This is a genomic window from Streptomyces sp. SudanB52_2052 (assembly GCF_964272415.1).
GTDB lineage: Bacteria > Actinomycetota > Actinomycetes > Streptomycetales > Streptomycetaceae > Streptomyces > Streptomyces olindensis.
The window spans coordinates 1,092,820-1,112,774 of the sequence record NZ_OZ186796.1 but is presented as its reverse complement, the minus strand read 5'-3'; the positions used below and the strand labels follow the sequence as shown (position 1 = coordinate 1,112,774).

At 71.9% G+C, this 19,955-nt stretch carries 15 protein-coding genes and 1 tRNA gene; 5 read left to right on the top strand and 11 right to left on the bottom strand.

Annotated elements, in window-relative coordinates:
• Positions 1 to 26 precede the first annotated feature (26 nt).
• Both ACSUPV_RS04775 and ACSUPV_RS04770 read right to left on the bottom strand, forming a co-directional pair.
• Complete coding sequence (locus ACSUPV_RS04775) at positions 27 to 803, bottom strand: SDR family oxidoreductase (RefSeq protein WP_031112889.1); 777 nt, start codon at positions 801 to 803, stop codon at positions 27 to 29.
• Positions 804 to 811: 8 nt separating this feature from the next.
• Positions 812 to 1,969: a phytanoyl-CoA dioxygenase family protein gene (locus ACSUPV_RS04770; protein ID WP_436946989.1), complete on the bottom strand. Its 1,158-nt coding sequence runs from the start codon at positions 1,967 to 1,969 to the stop codon at positions 812 to 814.
• A gap of 109 nt (positions 1,970 to 2,078) precedes the next feature.
• Between ACSUPV_RS04770 and ACSUPV_RS04765 the strand changes: the two genes are divergently transcribed.
• Positions 2,079 to 3,113, top strand: a complete 1,035-nt coding sequence (locus ACSUPV_RS04765) for a LacI family DNA-binding transcriptional regulator (RefSeq protein ID WP_436946988.1) — start codon at positions 2,079 to 2,081, stop codon at positions 3,111 to 3,113.
• A gap of 24 nt (positions 3,114 to 3,137) precedes the next feature.
• On the opposite strand, the gene ACSUPV_RS04760 is transcribed toward ACSUPV_RS04765, so the two are convergent.
• Together ACSUPV_RS04760 and ACSUPV_RS04755 are read right to left on the bottom strand one after the other, a co-directional pair.
• On the bottom strand, positions 3,138 to 3,785 hold the full coding sequence (locus ACSUPV_RS04760; protein ID WP_382609965.1) for a hypothetical protein: 648 nt from the start codon (positions 3,783 to 3,785) through the stop codon (positions 3,138 to 3,140).
• A 138-nt stretch (positions 3,786 to 3,923) separates the two neighbouring features.
• Positions 3,924 to 5,075 carry a Gfo/Idh/MocA family protein gene (locus tag ACSUPV_RS04755; protein WP_436946987.1) on the bottom strand — a complete coding sequence of 384 codons (1,152 nt, stop codon included), beginning with the start codon at positions 5,073 to 5,075 and terminating at the stop codon, positions 3,924 to 3,926.
• A gap of 111 nt (positions 5,076 to 5,186) precedes the next feature.
• Between ACSUPV_RS04755 and ACSUPV_RS04750 the strand changes: the two genes are divergently transcribed.
• The 4 genes from ACSUPV_RS04750 (at position 5,187) to ACSUPV_RS04735 (ending at position 7,521) form a co-directional block, all read left to right on the top strand.
• Positions 5,187 to 6,185 carry a LacI family DNA-binding transcriptional regulator gene (locus tag ACSUPV_RS04750; protein WP_436946986.1) on the top strand — a complete coding sequence of 333 codons (999 nt, stop codon included), beginning with the start codon at positions 5,187 to 5,189 and terminating at the stop codon, positions 6,183 to 6,185.
• A 171-nt stretch (positions 6,186 to 6,356) separates the two neighbouring features.
• Positions 6,357 to 6,956, top strand: a complete 600-nt coding sequence (locus tag ACSUPV_RS04745) for a M28 family metallopeptidase (RefSeq protein WP_436946985.1) — start codon at positions 6,357 to 6,359, stop codon at positions 6,954 to 6,956.
• A gap of 129 nt (positions 6,957 to 7,085) precedes the next feature.
• Positions 7,086 to 7,382, top strand: coding sequence for a hypothetical protein (locus ACSUPV_RS04740; protein ID WP_436946984.1), 297 nt, complete (start codon positions 7,086 to 7,088; stop codon positions 7,380 to 7,382).
• Between the two features lie 65 nt (positions 7,383 to 7,447).
• A tRNA-Pro gene (locus ACSUPV_RS04735) sits at positions 7,448 to 7,521 on the top strand.
• A gap of 87 nt (positions 7,522 to 7,608) precedes the next feature.
• On the opposite strand, the gene ACSUPV_RS04730 is transcribed toward ACSUPV_RS04735, so the two are convergent.
• The 7 genes from ACSUPV_RS04730 to ACSUPV_RS04700 form a co-directional block, all read right to left on the bottom strand.
• Positions 7,609 to 8,304, bottom strand: a complete 696-nt coding sequence (locus ACSUPV_RS04730; RefSeq protein WP_436946983.1) for an MOSC domain-containing protein — start codon at positions 8,302 to 8,304, stop codon at positions 7,609 to 7,611.
• Positions 8,301 to 9,005 carry a guanitoxin biosynthesis heme-dependent pre-guanitoxin N-hydroxylase GntA gene (gntA, locus tag ACSUPV_RS04725; protein WP_436946982.1) on the bottom strand — a complete coding sequence of 235 codons (705 nt, stop codon included), beginning with the start codon at positions 9,003 to 9,005 and terminating at the stop codon, positions 8,301 to 8,303. The genes ACSUPV_RS04730 and gntA overlap by 4 nt, the downstream gene beginning before the upstream one ends.
• A gap of 100 nt (positions 9,006 to 9,105) precedes the next feature.
• Positions 9,106 to 10,980 carry a non-ribosomal peptide synthetase gene (locus ACSUPV_RS04720; RefSeq protein WP_436946981.1) on the bottom strand — a complete coding sequence of 625 codons (1,875 nt, stop codon included), beginning with the start codon at positions 10,978 to 10,980 and terminating at the stop codon, positions 9,106 to 9,108.
• Positions 10,977 to 12,236: an MFS transporter gene (locus ACSUPV_RS04715; protein ID WP_436946980.1), complete on the bottom strand. Its 1,260-nt coding sequence runs from the start codon at positions 12,234 to 12,236 to the stop codon at positions 10,977 to 10,979. Before ACSUPV_RS04715 ends, ACSUPV_RS04720 begins: the two co-directional genes overlap by 4 nt.
• Entirely contained in the window at positions 12,233 to 13,108 is an 876-nt protein-coding gene (locus ACSUPV_RS04710; RefSeq protein ID WP_436946979.1) for an alpha/beta hydrolase, read from the bottom strand. Before ACSUPV_RS04710 ends, ACSUPV_RS04715 begins: the two co-directional genes overlap by 4 nt.
• A complete protein-coding gene (locus ACSUPV_RS04705; protein ID WP_436946978.1) occupies positions 13,105 to 13,524 on the bottom strand; it encodes a RidA family protein in 420 nt (139 codons plus the stop codon). The genes ACSUPV_RS04710 and ACSUPV_RS04705 overlap by 4 nt, the downstream gene beginning before the upstream one ends.
• A 19-nt stretch (positions 13,525 to 13,543) precedes the next feature.
• Entirely contained in the window at positions 13,544 to 19,750 is a 6,207-nt protein-coding gene (locus ACSUPV_RS04700) for an amino acid adenylation domain-containing protein (RefSeq protein ID WP_436946977.1), read from the bottom strand.
• Between the last annotated feature and the right edge of the window lie 205 nt (positions 19,751 to 19,955).

Sequence of the window (19,955 nt, the reverse complement as noted above, 5' to 3'; positions counted from 1 at the left end):
GAGGGGAGGGTTTCTTGCGAGGGGTCTCAGTCGAGTCCGCCGAGCACGTTCTGGTCCCAGTCGATCACCGACCCGGTGACCACCCCGGACCGGTCCGACAGCAGGAAGACGACGAAGTCGGCGATCTCGTCCGGCTGGCCCAGCTTGCCCATGGGCAGCTTCGCGGCGGCTTCCTCCCGCCAGTCGTCCCCGGCCCCGTGGAACGCCTTCTGCGTGGCGTCCTCGCCCTCGGTCGCCGTCCAGCCGATGTTCAGCCCGTTGATCCGTACCCGGTCCCAGCGATGCGCGTGCGCCGCGTTCCGGGTCAGCCCGACGAGGCCCGCCTTCGCGGCGACGTACGGCGCCAGAAAGGGCTGCCCGCCGTGCGCCGACGACGTGATGATGTTGACGACCGTGCCGGGCGCCTTGCGCGCCAGCATGTCCGCGACGGCGGCCTGCATCGCGAAGAACGGCGCCTTGAGGTTGATCGCGATGTGCTGGTCGAACAGCTCCGGCGTGGTGTCCAGCAGCGTCCCCCGGGACGTCAGCCCCGCCGAGTTGACCAGGCAGTCGATCCGGCCGTACGCGTCGACGACCTCGGCGACGGACGTCTTCGCCTGCTCGGCGTCCGCGAGGTCCGCCCGTACGAACATCGCCTTGCCCCCGGCGGCGGCCAGCTCGGCCACCAGCGCCTCACCGGGTTCCGGACGCCGCCCGGTGACGGCCACGGCCGCCCCCTCACGGACCGCGGCCCGCGCGATGGCCGCGCCAACGCCCTGGCTGCCGCCGTTGACCAGGACGACCTTGTCGTGGAGAAGTCCCATGGAGTTCCTCAGCTCTCTCGTCGTTCGGCGGCGGCCCGCAGCTCCGCCCGGAGCAGCTCCGGCGTCCAGTCCTCGCGCAGCGCCCGCCGCAGCAGATCCGCCTGCGAGGGCGGGGCCAGGCCGTCGACCGGCGGGTCGCTGTCGAGGTTGGTCGGGAAGGGGTAGCCCTCGGCGCTCGCCGCGATCACGCGCTCCAGCCACGCCCGGTCGGCACCCTCGGCCCGGCGCTTCAGCAGCACCGGGTACACGGCGTTGGCGACGGCCTCCCGGTCCACCGTCTCCATCGCCCGCCCGAACGCCGACGACACCTGGAGCAGGTTGGCCATGCGCCGGATGTCCGCCGAGCGGTTGGTGCCGGCGGCGTGGAACAGCGCCGGGTTGAAGAAGACCGCATCGCCCTTCGCGAGGGGCAGCTGCACGTGGTGCGCCTCGAAGTACGCCCGGAACTCCGGCAGCCGCCAGGCGAGATAGCCCGGCTCGTACTTCTGCGAGTGCGGCAGGTACATCGTCGGCCCGGACTCCACGGGCATGTCGCAGTGCGCGACCGCGCCCTGGAGGGTCAGCACGGGGGAGAGGCGGTGCACGTGCGCCGGGTAGGCGGCGGCCACCTCGCCGGACAGGAAGCCCAGGTGGTAGTCGCGGTGCACGGTCTGGGCGGCGCCGCCCGGGTTGACCACGTTGAGCTGGGAGGTGACCTGGTAGCCGGGGCCCAGCCAGGCCGTGGCGACCAGCGCGAGCACCTCGTTGGCGTAGTAGTCGGCGAACGCCTCCGCGTCGTAGAGGGCCGCCTTCTCCAGCGCGTTCCACACCCGGTCGTTGGCGCCCGGCGCGGCGAAGTGGTCACCGGCGGTCGCGCCCGAGGCCCGCTGCTCGGCGATCAGCCCGTCGAACACCGCGGTGGCCCGGTCCACCACCTCCGGGTCGGGAAAGGCACCGCGGAAGACGACGATGCCGGGCCCGTCGGCGAGCGCCCGCACCAGCTCGGCCTGGACCACCCGGTCGCCTTCGAGCAGACCGGAGTCGTAGACCAGCACGTTCCGCTCGACGGCGGAGGCGTGCGGATAGTCGCTGGGGTCCGTCGCCTGCTCGACCAGCGCGCGGAACGCGTCGAGATCGCAGTCGTGCTCGGACAGCCAGGCGCGGCGGGAGAGGGAAGTGATGGACATCGTCGTCCCTTCGAGGGTCACGGACCGACGCAGCCCTGTCATTCTTGTCAGTACAAACCCCTCGAACAACCAGCAGTGAGCCATCAAAAACCCCTCAAGGAGGCGAGGCGTGGGCCACCCGTTCCCGATCCGGGAGATCGCACGTCAGGCGGGCCTGAGCGAGGCCACCGTGGACCGGGTCCTGAACGGCAGGGGAGGAGTGCGCGAGAGCACCGCACGGGAGGTCCACCAGGCCATCGCGGACCTGGACCGGCAGCGCACGCAGGTCAGGCTCGTGGGCCGGACGTTCATGGTCGACATCGTCATGCAGGCGCCGGAGCGCTTCACGACCGCGATCCGGGCAGCCCTGGAGGCCGAGCTGCCGGCGCTGCACCCGGCGGTGCTGCGCTCCCGCTTCCACTTCCGCGAGACCGGCCCGGTCGGGGAACTGGTGCGGACCCTTGACCGGATCGCCCGGCGCGGCTCGCAGGGCGTGATCCTCAAGGCCCCCGACGTCCCCGAGGTCACCGCCGCGGTCGGCCGCCTCGAAGCCGCCGGCATCCCGGTCGTGACGCTGGTGACCGACCTGCCCGCCAGCGCCCGCCTCGCCTACGTCGGCATAGACGACCGGGCGGCGGGCGCCACGGCCGCGTATCTGATGGGGCAGTGGCTCGGCGACCGCCCGGGCAACATCCTCACCAGCCTCAGCAGCGGCTTCTTCCGCAACGAGGAGGAGCGCGAGATGGGCTTCCGCGGCGTCATGCGCGCCCGGCACCCCGAGCGCACGCTGGTCGAGATCGCCGAGGGGCAGGGGCTGGACGCCACCCAGTACGACCTCGTCCGGGCCGCCCTGGAACGCGACCCGGACATCCGCGCCGTCTACTCGATCGGCGGCGGCAACATCGCCACGCTGCGGGCCTTCGACGACCTCGGCCGCGCGTGCGCGGTGTTCGTCGCGCACGACCTCGACCACGACAACACCCGCCTGCTGCGCGAGCACCGCCTGTCCGCCGTGCTCCACCACGACCTGCGCCAGGACGTACGCGAGGCCTGCCACACCGTGATGCGCGCCCATGGTGCCCTGCCCCCGGCGGGGCCGACGCTGCCGTCGGCGATCCAGGTGGTGACGCCGTACAACATGCCGCCGCAGGCGACGGCCGTGTGACCGTCGCCCGCGGTGGTCGCGGGATCAGCGGGAGAGCGCGGGGCGCCCGGCGCTGCGGTACGCCGAGACGCCGACGGCCAGCAGCCAGTAGCTGAGCAGAGCGCCCATCGAGGCCGTCGAGCCCCAGCCGTTCGCCGCGTAGAAGTCGGCGGGGTCGTTGCCGAAGAACAGCGACGGCACGAACGCCAGGTTGACGACCGCGAGGACGTACGCCGACCGGCCGGTCCAGCGCGGCAGCAGCTCCGCCCGGGTGAGGACGAGGCCCACCACGGTCAGGAAGAGCGCCAGCAGCAGCCGGGAGATCGACCCGTAGAGGATGTACGTGCCGCTGACCTCGATCGTCGGATCGATCGCACGGTCGGTGGCGATGACCTCGCCGGCCTCCAGGCCGCTGGAGACCAGGACGACCGTCGCATAGACCAGTCCGGTGGCGAAGGCCAGGGAACCGGCCCAGTCGTACGCGGGGCTGACCCGCCTGACCAGTTCGCGGAAGGCCGTCACGAACACCACCAGGGACGCCAGCGCGACGATCTGGACCAGCAGCCTGGACAGGACGTTGGAGTCCGGCGGCGGGCCCGAGTACACGAAGTACAGCGGCACTCCGATGATCAGGGCGACCGCGGCGGTGATGCCCGCGAGGCCGGTCAGACGCCGGAAGAAGGGTTCGGACATGGCAGTCCCCCGAGAGGTCGGTGTGGCTGGTTCCGGCGGATTCGCCGACACCGAGAAGCCTGCCGTGCCCAGGGCCCGCCGTCCCTGGGCCTGAGAGCCCGATCCATGGTGGCCCTGAGGACACCCCCAGGTCGGTACCTACACCGTCTCCCAGGCGCCGCTGCCCACCGACCGGCTCATCGCGTCCAGCACGGCCGCGCTGTGCACGGCGTCCGCGAGCGTCGCCCCATGGGGCGTGCCCTCCGCGATCGAGCGGAGGAAGCGGTACGCCTCGATGACCTTCAGGTCGTCGTACCCCATGGCGTTCGCCGCCCCCGGCTGGAACGCGGCGAACTCGCCGTGGCCCGGGCCGACGTACACCGTGCTGACGGACTGGTCCTGGTACGTCGTGCCGCGGCTGATCCCCAGCTCGTTCATGCGCCGGAAGTCCCAGAACACGGCCCCCTTCGTGCCGTGCACCTCGAAGCCGTAGTTGTTCTGCTCGCCGACCGAGACCCGGCAGGCCTCCAGCACCCCGCGCGCCCCGGAGGCGAAGCGCAGCAGGCAGCTGACGTAGTCCTCGTTCTCGACCGGGCCGAGGTCCCCGCCGGACGCCCGGCTGTGGCCCGCCGTCGCCCCGCTCGGGCGGGCCCGCTCCGGGAGGAAGATGGCCGCGTCGGCCGTGAGGGACGTGATGTCGCCGAGCAGGAACCGCGCCAGGTCCGCGCCGTGCGACGCCAGGTCGCCCAGCACCCCGCTGCCCCCGCGCTCCCGCTCGTACCGCCACGTCAGCGCCCCCTCGGGATGGGCCGCGTAGTCGCTGAACAGCCGGACGCGGACATGCGTGACCGCGCCGATCTCCCCGGAGGCGATCAGCTCACGGGCCGCCTCGACGGCCGGCGCGTTGCGGTAGTTGAAGCCCACCGTGCCCTGCACGCCCGCCTTGGCCACCGCGTCCGCCACCGCGCGGGCGTCCTCGGCGGTCAGGCCGACCGGCTTCTCGATCCAGAGGTGCTTGCCCGCCTCGGCCATGGCGACGCCGATCTCGCGGTGCAGGAAGTTCGGCGCGGTGATGCTGACCGCCCGCACCCGCGGGTCGGCGGCCACGTCGCGCCAGTCGCGGGTCGTCGAGGCGAACCCGAACTGCGCGGCGGCCTCCTCCGCCCGGCCCGGCACCTCCTCGGCGACCGCCACCAGCTCCGGAACGAGGGACAGCTGCGGATAGTGGTGCCGCACGCGCGCGTACGCCTGGGTGTGCACCCGCCCCATCCAGCCGAATCCGACGACGGCGACGCCGAGCGTGTCCACCATGAGAGCCCCTCTTTGGACCGTTCCAGAACCTGTCCAGCCCACCCTGAGCGCGGTTTCCGCTCGCTGTCAACCCTTTGACAAGCCCGCGCCCCTCATGGAACGGTCCATGTCATGAGAGCGCCGACCATCCGAGACGTCGCCGAACGGGCCGGCGTCTCCAAGTCGCTGGTCTCGCTGGTGCTGCGCGGCTCCGACCAGGTACGCCCCGAGAAGCGGGAGGCCGTGCTCCGGGCCGCCCGGGAGCTCGGCTACCGGCCCAACGCCGCCGCGCGCAGCCTCAGCGAACAGCGCACCCGCACGGTCGGCGTCCTGCTGAACGACCTGCGCAACCCCTGGTTCGTGGACCTCCTCGACGGCCTGAACTCCCTGCTGCACGCGGGCGGCCTGCACATGCTGCTGGCCGACGCCCGCCTCAACCGCCGCGCCGGCCAGGACCCGGCCGATCCGCTGCTGGACCTGCGCGTCGACGGCCTGGTCGTGGTCGGCACCCTGCCCGACCCCGCGGCTCTCGGGGCCGTCGCCGCGCGCATGCCGGTCGTCCTGGCCGGTGCCCGCGAGCCGGTGCCGCCCGGGGTGGACCAGGTCGCGGGCGACGACGAGCAGGGCGCGCGGCTGGTCACCGAGCACCTCATCGGCCTGGGCCACCGCCGCATCGCGCACCTGGCCGGCTACGGCGCCGTCGGCGAGCTGCGCCGCCGCAGCTTCGAGGCGACGATGCGGGCGCACGGCCTGGCGGACCGAGCCCTCGTCGAGACCGGCGACATGACCGAGGAGGGCGGCTACCGTGCCACCGTCCGCCTCCTGAGCCGGCCCGACCGCCCCACCGCCGTCTTCGCCGTCAACGACATCACCTGCGTCGGCGCCCTGTCGGCGGCGGAGGAACTCGGCCTGCGCGTCCCGCGTGACGTGTCCGTCGTCGGCTACGACAACACGAGCGTCTCCCGGCTGCGCCACCTGTGGCTCACCACCGTCGACAACGCCGGCCACGAGGTCGGCCGCCGGGCCGCCCGCTTCCTCCTCGACCGCTTCGAGCGGCCCGGGGGCGAGGGGCGGCTCCATTTGGCCGCGCCGACGCTGGAGATCCGGGGGACGACGGCGCCGCCGGCCTGACCGGTTGAGCGGGCAACGGGGTTGCTTTCCACGGCATTTCCCGAAGTCGCAGGCGCGTCAATTCCGCTCGGGTCGGAGCCGCTTGGCGGCTCTTCGGCCACCGCGGCCGTCACGCGGTCGGCACCCAGGGGTGTTCACCCGCTCGCATCGAGCGTTCCCGGGAGGCCCGTCATGGGACGTGACGTACGGCAGGGCCTGCCCCTCGTGCCCCCGGAGAAGGGGCACCCGCCCACTGCCGCCGAGCGCTTCGTGCCGGCGAGGGGCGACAAGGCGGGCAGGGCGGCGCAGCGGCTCGCCGAGGCCCCGGTCGAGTCGGTGTCGGCGGAGGACCCGCGCGACGCGGAGGCCAGGGCGCCGGGCGCCGACGACAACGCCGGCGGCGTGGCCGCGGTCATCGAGATCGCACGCCTTCTCGCGCCGGTCGCGCGGACCTCGACGATCCGGTTCGTGGCGTTCTCCGGCGAGGAACAGGGGCTGTGGGGCTCCTCGGCGTACGCCGACGAACTGCGGGCGGCGGGGGCCGGTGTGCACCGGGTCGTGCACCTGGACATGGTGGGCCGGCCACCGGCGGACGGTTCGGTGACGGTGGAACGCGACGCCGTTCGAGGCGCGGGGCGACGTGACGATCGGCGCGTACGAGGGGGAGGGGAACCCGGATTACCACCGGACGACCGACACCCCCGCCACGCTCGACTACGACTACCTGGCCGACGTCACGCGAGCCACCCTGGCGACCCTGCTCGCCTGACACCTCGACAGCGGCCGAGATGACCGTCCGCGCCCGTCTCAACCCCTATGCCCTGGTCGGGAGTTCCCGCCGATTCGCGTATTGTTTGCGGCATATGCCCGGCAGTTGGGAATTCCGGGGCATACGAGCGCGCGGTGAAGGGGGAGCAGCAGGTGGACGAGACGCGGCACCGACCCGTCCGGCGAGCCGGACTGACCGGAGGCGCCGTCACGGCGCTCCTGGCCGTCGCGGCCTGCGCCGGACACGCGACCAAGGCGGAACTCCCCTGGTGGGCCGTCCTCGCCGTCGCCGTCTCGACGGTGAGTCTCACCGGCTGGACCGGCGCCCGGATCGGCCGTCGGCGAGGGCCCCGGGACGAAGCCTTCGAGCCGGGCGAGCAGTTGCTCGGCACGTACACGCTGCGCGCCTCACACCCCGAACACATGCCGCCCCCAGGACCGCGAGGCTGAGCCCCGCTCCGCACATGCGGTAGGGTTGACCTGCGCGATCACGCGGGTCACCCCGCGAGACGCAGCGGGACGTGGCGCAGCTTGGTAGCGCACTTGACTGGGGGTCAAGGGGTCGCAGGTTCAAATCCTGTCGTCCCGACTCGTGAGAGTCGCGGGTCAGGGCCGGTTTCGGAGGTTTCCGGCCCTTGATCGCTTCTTGGGACCGGTTGGGGGCTGAGGGAGCGGGCTACCGGTAGGGGCCTGCGGCGTACCTGGCGGTGTACTGCTGGGCGATCTCCAGTTGTTCGCGCTCCATCCAGGGGGCGGCCACGAGTACGTCGGGCAGCATCGCCCGTTCCGTGGTCACCGCCCGGAACAGGCGGGACACGGTCACGTCGTGGTCCGGGCGCTGCACGACGGTGATGTGATCGCCCGCGCTGATGTCGCCCGCCTCGATGACGCGGAGCATCGCCCCGGGAGACGCGGCGCGAGTGAAGCGGCGTACCCAGCCCTTCTCACCGAGCCAGCCGGCGAAGGTGCGGCAAGGGATACGTCCGCCGGTCACCTCCAGGACGGTGTCGGGGCCGACCCGCCACCGTTCTCCGATCAGCGCGTGACGGAGGTCCAAGCCACGGACGGTCAGGTTCTCGCCGAAGGAGCCGTTGCCCAGCGCCCGGTTCAGCTCCCGCTGCCAGTCGTCCAGGTCTTCCCGGGCGAACGCGTACACGGCACGGTCGGCGCCGCCGTGGAAGCGCAGGTCGCACACCTCGTCACCGCTGACTCCGCTGCCCGCGAGGCCGGGTGGCCCCGCCGGGGCCACCCGGACCGGCCCGTCCACCGGCTGCTTGTCGATTCCCGTCGCGCCGCCCGGGGCGTCCGTGTAGGGCACCGCGCGGGCCCGGCCGACGTTGACGCTGAGCACGGAGCCGTGCGAGCTGTTCACGCGTCGGGCCGGCGCGTGGCCGGCTCGGGGCCTGCGGCTGATCCGTCCCGAGGGACGAAAGGGCAGTGCCACTGGGCGTCCGTCTGCATCCCCGAGTACTGACGCACCTCCGACGACTCGCCGAATTCGGCGAGGTTCGGGTTGATGGAACCCTGCAGGCGCATTTCGCGCTCACGGATGCGGCGCTGGAGACCTCCGTAGACGCCGTTCTCCACCAGTCGGCGGAACTGGTGGTGCGAGTTGAACGCCATCGCGGGGAACGGGAAACGCCGGGTGATCCTGGACGCGTTCTCGTGCAGGCCTACGACGAAGAACGGGTGCCCGGCCACGCTGAAACCGAACTTCGGGGAGTCCGGATTCGAGTCCGCGCCCTCCGCCCAGGCGAAGCCGCGGTCGGCGTCGAAGGCGTGCAGGTCGGTCAGTTGCCGCCACAGCAGTGCGTGGAAGTCGGGCTCCCGGAGCCCCAAGGGGCCCTCGAAGACGGCGACGATGGTGGCGAAGTTCTGCTCGGGGTTGAGGTCGCGCGAGACGAACTCGGTGAGGGCGCCGTGCAGCGCGGCCGTCGCACTCTCGGTGCCCATGACCCCCACGTGGGCTTGGCGCAGACTCTGGCGGCGCAGAGCCGACTTGGCCCCCAGGCAGGAGAACTCCTCGCTCTCGATCCAGGCCGTCAACTGGTCACGGACGGGTACGGCTGTCATGGAACCTCTCCCTCGGCGTATCGGCCAGCGTGCTGTGCTGTGCAGTGCTGCTGATTCGTTCTTCGGTCGGCCGCTCGTCACGTCGGCACCGCGCTCCCCTTCAGCACGGCACGATGCGTGTCGCCACGGACCGTGCGTCGCCCGCCGTCAGGAGGTCCGACGGTCGCAGGCGCCAACCGCGTTCGCGCATCGCGCCGCTCACCCGGAGGGCGACGAGCGAGTCCCCGCCGCAGGCCAGGAAGTCGTCGTCGGGGCCGAAGTCCGGGGTGCGGAGCAGGGTGCGTACCAGTTCGAGGAGCAGGGTGAGTTCCGCGGCCTCGTGCGTCGTGTCGGCGTCGGCCGCGGGCGCCAGGGCATGCGTGGCTGCGTCGTCCTCCGGCGCAGGGGCTTCCTGTGCGGTGGTCTCCGGCGACGAGCCCGCGTACTCCTCCGCGAGCTCCGCGGCCACGGCACGGCGGTCGATCTTGCCGGAGGCGGTCAGCGGAAGCCTGTCGCGGACGCGTATCAGGCCGGGGACCAGGTGGGAGGGCAGGCGTCCGCGCAGGTCCTCGCGGATCTGCTCGGCCGTCGGGCCGCCCGCGGTCACCGAGAGCGCGGCGGCCAGGATGCGTCCGCCGGTCCCGGTCCCGTCGCCGAGGGCCACCGCAGCAGCCGCGGTGACGCCTCGCGTGGCGGTCAAGTGCCGGTCCACTTCGTCGAGTTCGATCCGGTAGCCGCGGACCTTGACCTGATTGTCGAGGCGGCCGAGGAACTCCAACGCGCCGTCCCGATGGTGGAGGACCAGGTCGCCGGTGCGGTACATCCGCGCGTCGGCCACCGTGGCGAACGGGTCGGGGCGGAAGCGCTCGGCCGTACGCATCGGATCGTCGAGGTATCCGTGGGCGAGCGGACTCCCGCCGACCCACAGCTCGCCGGGGCTTCCCGCCTCGACCGGACGCTGATCGGCATCGAGGACGTAGAGCAGGCGGTTGCCCACCGGGCCGCCGATGGGCAGGCCGGTCGTGGCCGGGACGGGCTCGTCCGCCCGCAGGACGAAGGCCGCGCAGGTCACCACCGTCTCGGTCGGCCCGTAGCCGTTGACCAGCGTGCAGTGGCCCAGCGGTCCGTTCCGGTGCGCCTGGACGTCCTTCGTGGCCGCTGCCTCTCCGCCGATCACGACGGTGCGTACGCCGTCGAAGGAGAGGTCGGCGCCCTCCGTCCCCTGCATCTGGGCGCAGACCAGACGCCAGTAGGCGGTGGGGAGTTGGAGCACCGACACACCCAGGCCACGTACCTGGCGGGCGAGCTCCGCCGGGCTGAGGGCGCGGTCCGCGGAGTCCAGGAAGGCCACCGTGCCGCCGACGGCGAGCGTCGGCCAGATCTCTTCCTGGGCGACGTCGAAACCGAGCCCCGCGAACTGGAGCACGGTGTCGGTGTCGCGCAGTTCGAGGAGGTCGCCGATGCCGGTGGCGTGGTCGGCGAAGGCGTCCTGGCCGACGAGCACTCCCTTGGGGGTGCCGGTCGATCCCGAGGTGTAGATGACGTAAGCCCCCCGGTCCTGGGGGCGGCCGGTCGCCGGACGCGTGGCGGGAGCCGTGTCCGCGAGTGCCCGGGGTCCGTCGGCGTCGACGACGGCCCGGGCTCCCGAACGGCTCAGCAGCCGGTCGCGGTACGCGTCGGGGGCCGCGGCGTCCATGGGCAGGAAGGCGGCGCCGACGTGCCAGCACGCCAGCATGGCGATGACCGCGCCCGGGCCGGAGGGCAGTCGCAGACCGACGACGTCACCGACGCCGACTCCGAGCGTCGACAGTTCGACGGCGGTCTTCTGCGCGCGCTCCGCCAACTCGGCGTAGGTGACGGTCCCATCGGCGGTCCGCAGGGCGACGCGTTCGCGGACCGCCGCGTCCGGATGTCCGGCCCTCGCGGCGATCCGGTCGGCCACCCAGAGGGGGGAGGCGGTGGTGGCAGGAGGACGGGTGATGCTGATGGAGGTCATCGGATACCTGACTCAGTGGGAAGGTTCGGACGGTCATCAGCGGCTGGGGCGTCCGCGGGTTCGGCCTGTACCGGCCGCAGCCGTCGGCCGCCGGCCAGGGCGATCACGAAGCCGACGCCGCCGCAGAGGGCCGCGAAGGCGTAGGCGGCCTGTGCGCCACGGGCGTCCGCGAGGTGGCCGCTCACCGAGGAGCCGATGGACACCCCGAGCCAGAGAGCCGTGGACTGCCAGGCCAGCGCCTCCGTGCGGTGGGAGGCGGGCACCCCGTCCACGACCAGCATCATGGCGACGATCATGGCCGGGCAGGAACTCGACCCGGCCAGCAGGAGCACGAGGCCGGCCCCTACGAAGTTGTGGACCACGAGCATCGGCAGGATCCCGACCGCCATGACCAGGGTCGACACCCACAGGATCCGCGGCAGCGGAGCCGACCACTCCCGCGCACCGTACGCCACTCCCGCCACAGAGCTGCCGATCGCGTAGATCCCCAGCAGGACCCCCGCCATGAAGGGCTGCTGCTTCTCGTCGGCGAACGCCACGGTGGCTATGTCGACCGAGCCCCACATGGCGCCGAAACACAGGTTCAGTGCCCCCACGAGGGCAACCGGTCCCAGGAACAGGGCGCTCTTGCCGGCCCTGGGCCCGGGCTTGCGCTGCGGCTCCGTGCGCCGGCTGAGCGCGAGCAGGACGCTGCCACCGCACACCAGGACCAGCGCGCTGACGAGGCCCGCGGCCGGGCTCACCCCGACCGCGAGTGAGGTGGCGATGACCGGGCCGACGATGAAGACGACCTCGTCGACCAGGGATTCCAGTGCGAAGGCCGTCCCCTTCAAGGACGAGCCGTCCAGCAGACCGCTCCAGCGCGCCCGCACCATCGAGCCGAACGCGGGTGTCGCCGCACCCGTCAGCGCCGCCGTGACGAACAGAACCCACAGCGGAGTCCCGTCGCTCAGCGTGCTCACGACGAACGCGCCGCCGCTGACCGCGCACAGCACCGCGCAGGAGAGCAGGACCTTGTGCTGCCCCACCCGGTCGGCCACGCGAGCCAGTTGAGGCGCGGCCACCGCGTACCCGACCGCGGACACGGCCGACAGCGCACCTGCGGTGCCGTAGTCGCCCCGCGTCGCGGAGACGAAGAGCAGGATGCTGATGCCGGTCATGCCCAGCGGGAACCTGGCGAGCATGCCGGGGAGGAAGAACCCCCATGCTCCCGGGGTCGACAGGACCGTGCGGTAGCGCGCGACTCCCGTGGTCATCGCTTCAGCTCGGCCACGAAGCCCGCGACCAGACGCGTGAGTGCCTCCGTCTCTTCGAAGTGGACGGCGTGACCGGCGTCGAGGTCGTGTGTCTCCAGGTCGGGGTGGCTCTGGAGGAAGGCGCGCACGCGGTCGTTGTCGACCAGCTTGTCCCGGGTGCCGAACACGGCCCGTACCGGCAGCGGGCCGATGCGTCCGTACTCCGTCTCCGACTTGACGGCGATGGCCTCCCAGGCGTCGATCGTGCCGACCGTCACGTGGGAGAGCTTCAGCTTGTCGTCCTCGATGGCCGCGAGCCACTCCGCACGATCGGTGAAGTCGGTCGGGCGCAGCGGCACCCTGATGAAGGGGCGCGTCGTCTCGACGGTGATGCCGAGCTCCTCGACGACTTCCAGAGCGGCGTCGATCGAGCGGTCCAGCACGTCGGAGTAGCGGTCGTTGAAGAAGAAGCCGGGGCAGACCATGAGCAGGCTCGCGAGCACCTCGCGGTCGGCGAGCCCGGCCGCGACGACCGTCGCGACCTGGGCGCCGAAGCACCAGCCGGCCAGGTGGATGCGGGTTCCGGGGCGGGCTTCCTTGAGGCTGCCCAGCAGCAGCGCGATGTCCCGGACGGCCAGGTCGCCGTCCGGGATGTGTCCGCGCACGGCGTTGAGTCCCGAGCCGCGCAGGTCGACGGCGAGGAAGGCGACGTCGTCACCGAGTTCGGCGAGCCGGGCCCCGAGCGGTGCCTGCCAGCCCGCGTGACTCATGCCCCCGTGCAGCATCACCACGAGGTCCGCAGCGGTCTCGGCGCCCCAGAGCCGGTAGTGCGTGACGTAGCCGTCCGGCTGCTCGAAGGTGTGGACGCCTTCCAGGGTGGTCTGGACTATCACTGCTGCTCACTCCTCTGTGTCGCCGGGATGTCCTCGGTGCACGCGAGCGCCTCGACCTCGACGCGCAGCGCGGGCGTGGCCAGTGCGGCCACCGTCATGACGGTCATGCAGGGGCGCAGGTCGCCCAGCCACTCAGCCATCCGCCGGCGCCGCCGCTGGAGATCGACCTCGCCGGCGAAGTAGAACGTCAGCTTGACCAGGTCCTCGTGGCGCATTCCGGCCGCTTCGAGGTTGGCCGTGATGTTGTCCAGCGCGATGCCGAGCTGTTCGACCGGGTCCTCAGGGAGCTCACCGGTGGGGGTCATGCCGATCTGGCCGGAGATCACGAGCCACCGGACCGGGCCGGTGATCTCGGCCTGGTGCGAGTACGCGGCGAGCGGCGCCGCGATCCCCTGGGGGTTTCGGAAGGTGTTCACGGAGGTTCTCTGTTCCCTTTCAGACGGACGGGCTCCGGCGCGCGCCGAGGCCGTCCACACATGTCTCGATCCGGTCGGTGGTGTCGCGGACGGAGCCGCCGGGGGTCTCGGCGATCTGCGCCAGGACGGCCTCGTACAGACGCGCCAGCTCGTCCACCACGCCTTGCGGGAGGACCCTGCCGTCGGCGTTCAGGGTGATCTCCAGCGCGGCACGGTCCGGGTCGCGGCCCACGGTCGCGAGGAACGGCGCGTCGGTGTGCTCGAACCACCGGACACCGGTGAGGTGCCCCCCGCCGTGAACGGCGTCCGCATACGCGGGGAAATCCGTGTAGTTGAACAGCGCGGAGTAGCGGGGCCAGTCGTCCGGGCCGTCGCCGTCGGCGGCGCAGCGGCGGTGTGCGAGCGCGCGCATCTCGAACGTGAACACCTGGTCGATGAGCTGCGGCCAGGTCTGGGCCTCGATCCGGACCCGGTGCGGCTGGAAGTTGAGGAACATCCCGACCAGTTCCTGCGCGTCGTCGGTCTCGGGGCGGCCGTGGGTGAACACCCCGGTCAAGACGTCGGGCTCACCCGTGACCAGGGCCAGCACCTTCAAGTGCGCTGCCAGCAGCAGGTACTTGAGCGGGTGGCCGGTGCCGCGCGCGACCTCACGCAGCCGGGCTTCCCGGTCGGGCGGGAGGACGACGGTCGCCTCGGCCCAGCGGGTGTCGCCGTCGGACGGGTAGCGGGGCAGCCACGCTCCCGGGTGGCCCGCGAGGACGTCGTGCCAGAACTTCCGCGACTCGGCGGAGGAGCGGGCGGCCGTCTCGGCCATGGCGTAGTCGCGGAAGGAGCCGGCCTCGCCGACGGACCGGACGGGCCCGGCGTCAACGCCTGCTCCGGCACCGGCGGCGGATGCGCCGACCTCCGAGGCGTACGACAGGAGGAGGTCCCGGATCAGGAGAGAGAGGCTCCAGCCGTCGACGACCGCGTGGTGGAAGCTCAGCGAGAGCACGAAGCGGTCCGGCGCGATGCGGTGTGCCGCGAACCGTATGAGCCCGGGCTGCTCCCAGCGGAACCCCGAACCCCGTTCCTTCTCGAACCACTCGTCGGGCGCCGAGGGGTTGTCCACGGCGTCGACCACGGTGAGATCGGGCTCGACCGAGGCGTACACGAGCTGCCGGGGAACGGGTGACGCCGCCAGGTCGACGGCGGCGCGCAGCGTCTCGCAGGACGCGGTCATCCGCCGCAGTGCGGCGCGCAGCAGGGGAGCGTCCAGTGGCAGCGCGACGGAGTAGGCGAAGACGTCATGGTAGGCGGACTGTGCGGGGTCCCGCCTCGTCGCCCTGATCATCCGGAGCTGGGTGGCGGTGAGGGGGTAGGCGTCGACGACTCCCGGAGGGAGCCCGTCGAGTGACGCGCCCGCGGACTCCCCGACGCTGCCCGCGGACTCCCCGACGCTGCCCGCCGACTCCGCGGTCGCGGGCTCGGGCGCCCGCGCCGCCAGCCTGCGGACCAGGGCCCGTACCGTGCGCGCCTCCATCACGTCGCGCAGCGCGGCACCGGGGAACTGCCTGCGCAGCTTGGCGAGGATGCGGATGGAGCTGATCGAGTCCACCCCGGCGTCGAGGTAGTTCTCCTCCGCCCCGACCGTCTCGTTGCCGATCACCTTCGCGATGATCGCGGCGACGGCACGCTCCGTGGCGTCCGGACCGCCGTCGGCCGGTTCCGGCCCCGCGTACCGTTCGAGGGCGGCGAGGAACTCGCCCAGGAACTGCTCCGCCGTGGAGGTCTTGACCCGCCCGCGGTCGTGGGACACGACGAGCTGCGTCGTACCGGCGAAGTGGTCCCGGTGCACATGGACGGTCATCGGGAAGCTGGTGAGCTCGAAGTACCGGGCGTTTTCGATCGACACCGTGTCTCGCGTGGCGGTGGCTGTGTCACCGGCTGTCGCGTAGGAGTGGAAGTCGGTGTAGTTGAAGACCACGTCGAACAGCGCTCCGCCCTGCTGCCGCTCGATGTCCGCGAGGGGGAACCGCTGGAGCGGGACGAGTTCCCGCTCGCGCTCGAAGACCGAGGCCGGCAGCTCCGTGTCGTCCGCCTCTCGCACCTCGACGGGCAGCGGAAGGGTGTTCAGGAACAGACCGACCATCTCGCTGCCGCCGGGCACTTCCGGGCGGCCGTTGCCGACCAGCCCGGTGACCACGCGTGACCTGCCGGTCAGGTCCGCCACGGCCGCGCAGTGCGCTGCCAGATAGAGCGATTTGAGCGGGAGTCCGAGGGCCGCGGCGCGCAGGCGCAGCCGTTCCTCCAGCCCTGCCGCGACGGCCCGCTCCAGTACCGCGGACTCGATCGTCTCCGGCGCCGCGGATCCGGAGTGGCCCGCCAGCAGCGTCGCGGAGAACCCGTCGAGCAGCCTGCGCCAGGCGTCCTGGTCCGCCGGGCGTCGTGCGCTCTCGCGCTCCAGCGCCACGTAGGTGCCGTAGGTGGGCTCCGGGGCGGCGTCGGCCGTTCGGCCGGCCGGGAGCCCGGCGCAGCGGCGCCGGATCTCCTCGATGACGAGGGCGACGCTCCACCCGTCGAGGATCAGGTGGTGGAACGAGAACGCCAGGTTGATACGGCCGTCGCCCCGTACGTGGGCGCAGAAGCGCAGGGGCGGCCTGGCGAGGTCCAGCGGGCGGCGCTTCTCGGCGTCGATCCATTCCTCGACCGCCCGGTCCTGCGCGTCGGCGGGCAGCGCGGTGAGGTCCACGACCTCCAGCGACGGCGCGGCGCCGTCCGCGTCCGGGCGGAGCACGACCTGGAGCGGCTCGTCGTAGCGCTCCAGGTCGAAGCAGGACCGCAGTTGAGCGTGGCGTGCCACGGTCTCCCGTACGGCACGGACCAGTGCGGCCGGATCGGCCACGCCGGTGAACTCGTAGTCGAAGATGTCGTGGTAGACCGGGGAGTCCTCGTCGAGCAGCGAGTGGTAGATCATGCCCGACTGGAGCTTCGTCAGCGGCCAGGCGTCTTCCGCCGCCGCGGGGAGCGCCGCCTTGTCGTCGTCCGTCAGCAGGCCGAACGCCTCGATGGCGGCCGGCCCGGGCGAGGCCGAGTCTTCGCGGGTCAGCGAGGCGGCGAGCTCCGCGATCGTCGTGTGGGCGAACACGTCGCGCAGGTTGACGACGTATCCGGCAGCGCGCAGCCGGGAACCGACGCGCAATGCCGTGATCGAGTCCCCGCCGAGGGCGAAGAAGTTGCTGTCCGCGCCGACCGGTGCCTGGAGTCCGAGGACGTCCGTCCAGGCACGGGCCACGTCCTGCTCGGCGGTCGTGGCGAGTGGGCGGCCGGCCCGGTCGACCGGTGCCGCGTGGGCCGCCGGCGAGGGCAGGGCACGCCGGTCCAGCTTGCCGTTGGGAGTAGTGGGCAGCTGCGGGACCTCGATCAGGTAATGCGGGACGAGGAACTCGGGCAGCAGCTTCCGCAGCCGGGCACGCAGGTCGTCGGGGTCGAACGCGGTGCTCACCACGTAGGCGGCCAGCGCCTGCGCGGGACCCGACGCGTCCACGACGACGGCCGCGTCCTGGATGCCGGGCAGGTCGCGCATGACCGCGGCGATCTCGTCGGGCTCGACCCGCAGACCGCGCAACTTGACCTGGTTGTCGATGCGTCCCAGGTACTGGATCTGACCGTCCGGCAGGAAGCGTGCCAGGTCGCCGGTGCGGTAGAGGCGGGCTCCCGGGGCCGTTCCGTAGGGGTCGGAGACGAACCTTGTGGCGTTGAGGTCGTCGCGCCGGTGGTACCCGGTCGCCACGGCGACGCCGCCGATGCACAGCTCCCCGGGGACGCCGACCGGCTGGAGCTGCAGGTCCCGGTCCAGGACGTACAGCCGCACGTTGTCGATGGGCTTGCCGATGGGGACGAGCTCTCCCGGGTAGTCGGTCCGGCAGGGCCAGTGCGAGACGTCGATCGCGGCCTCGGTCGGGCCGTACAGGTTGTGCAGTTCGCAGGAGGGGAGCGTGGCGGCGAAGACCTCGATGGTCTTGCGGGGGAGCGCCTCGCCGCTGCAGATGACCCGCTTGAGCGGGCCGCAGTGCTGGGCGAGTTCCTCCGCCTCCAGGAACACGTTCAGCATCGAGGGGACGAAGTGCACGGTCGTGACGGCCCGGGACCGAATGAGTTCCTTGAGGTAGTCGGGGTCGCGGTGTCCGCCGGGCCGGGCCACGACGATGGAGGCCCCGGTCATGAGTGGCCAGAAGAACTCCCATACCGAGACGTCGAAGCTGTAGGGGGTCTTCTGGAGCACCCGGTCCCCTCGGGCACCTCCGGTCAACGGGAAGGCGGACTGCATCCAGTGGAGCCGGTTGGCCAGCGCGTCATGGCGGTTGATCACACCCTTGGGCTGCCCCGTGGATCCGGAGGTGTAGATCATGTACACGGGCGAGTCGGGGCCCAGTTCGCGGACGGGATCGGTGTCGTCCTCCTGGTCCAGGGACTCGTCCGGGAGGACGAGGAGTTGGGCGCCGGTGCTGCCGAGGGCCGGGCGGTGGTGCTCCTGGGTGAGGATCAGCGGCACACCGGCGTCCTGGATCATGAACTCGATCCGGGCGGCCGGGTATTCGGGGTCGATGGGCACGTACGCGCAGCCCGCCTTGACGATGGCGAGCAGCGCGATCACCATCTCCGCGGAGCGCTCCATGAACACCCCGACGAAGGGGCCGGCCCCGGTCGTCCCGAGGACGGTGCGGATGCGGCTCGCCACCTGGTTGGCCCGCCGGTTCAGCTCGTCGTACGTGTACGCCGTGCCTTCGAACTCGATGGCCGGGCTGTCGGGGCTTCGCCGGACCTGCTCCTCGATGACATCGGCGACGGTACCGTCCGGGTGGGCGACCTGCGTGTCGTTCCACTCGCCGAGGATCAGGTTCCGTTCCTCGTCGCGGGTCATGGACGGCGTGCCCACCGGTGCGTCGACGCCGGCGTCGGCCAGCGAGGTCAGCAGTCGCGCGTAGTTGCGCAGGATCCGCTCCGCGGTGTCCCGGGTGAACAGGTCCGTGTTGAACTCGAGCTCGAACTCGTAGGCGTCGTCGGCCCGGTTGACGTACAGCATCAGGTCGAACTTGGCGGCGGTCCGGCGGACGGGGTGGTACTGGGAGACCAGTCCCGGTCCGAGGTCGATCGAGGGACGGCCGTCGAGCATCGTGAGCATCGTCTGGAAGACCGGGTTGTGGTTCCGCGCCCGCTCGGCCCCGAGTGCCTCGACCACCTTCGGATAAGGCGCGTCGCCGTCGTCCAGCAATCGCTCGGCGGCTTTCCGCGCGGCGGACAGCACGGTGCGGAACGTATCGTCCGGGTCCACCGGCACGAACAGGGGCAGGGTGTTGACGTAGCAGCCGACCTGCTCCAAATCCTCGGCGCCCGGCCTGTTCAGCACCGTGGTGCCGATGGCGAAACCTTCCTGCCGTGTGTAGCGGTGCAGCAACAGCGCATAGGCGGCGAGGAACACCGGGAATGCGGTGCTGCGGCAGGTGCGGGCGCATTCCTTCAGCAGCGGTTCGACGTCCGCGCTGTGCACGGTGATGGTCATGCTGTCGCCGCGGAAGGTCTGAACCGCGGGTCGCGGGCGGTCCAGCGGCATGCCGAGCAGTTCCGGGGCGTCGGCCAGCGACCGGCGCCAGCGTTCGACGGCGGCTGTCTGCTGGGCATCCGCGGTCGCCGAGCGGCTCTCCCTGACGAAGGCGCGGAACGCGGCGCCGGAGACGGGTCGCTGCGGCAGGCGTCCGGTGGCCACCAGGGTGCGGTAGTTCTCCGCTACTTCGTCGAGGACCAGGCGAATGCTCCAGTCGTCGATGACGATGTGGTGAGCCGTCAGGCCGAGGAGCCAGACGTCACCCGGCAGCGCCACCACGACCGCCCGCAGCAGGGGAGCCGTGCTCAGGTCGAACGGTCGCCGGTGGTGTTCAGCGAGGACCTCCTCCGCCCTGAGGCGGGCCTCGGCAGCGGCCAGGGTGCGCAGGTCGACTACGGTCGTACTGTCCGGAAGGGCGTCCCCGTCGGGGTGGTGCACCTGGGCTCGCGGCCCGTCGGGGGTCTCGTGGAACGTCGTGCGGAGTGCGTCGTGCCGCAGGACGGTGGCCCGGATGGCGCGGCGTAACGCGTCCGGATCGAGGTCACCGGACGTCTCGAAGGCCACCGATTCGTTGTACGCGGGCTCGTCGGAGCCGGCGAGCTCATGGAAGAGCCAGAGGCTTTCCTGGGTGTACGAGAGCATGCTTGCGCCTGTGTCCGGTCCCCCGGTCATACCGCACTCCAAACTCGGAACGAATTGTGGCTCGTCGACGTGACGAGTGATGTAGATGCAAGGGATCGGCGCCCTGCCGCACGAGGTCCGGGGCGCCCGGGTGTTCCGGAAGCGCGCTCCGTGTCGTTGCCGTGTCCGGTAGGGCGGGCGGGGCGCCGCTGTCCGCGTCCCGGCA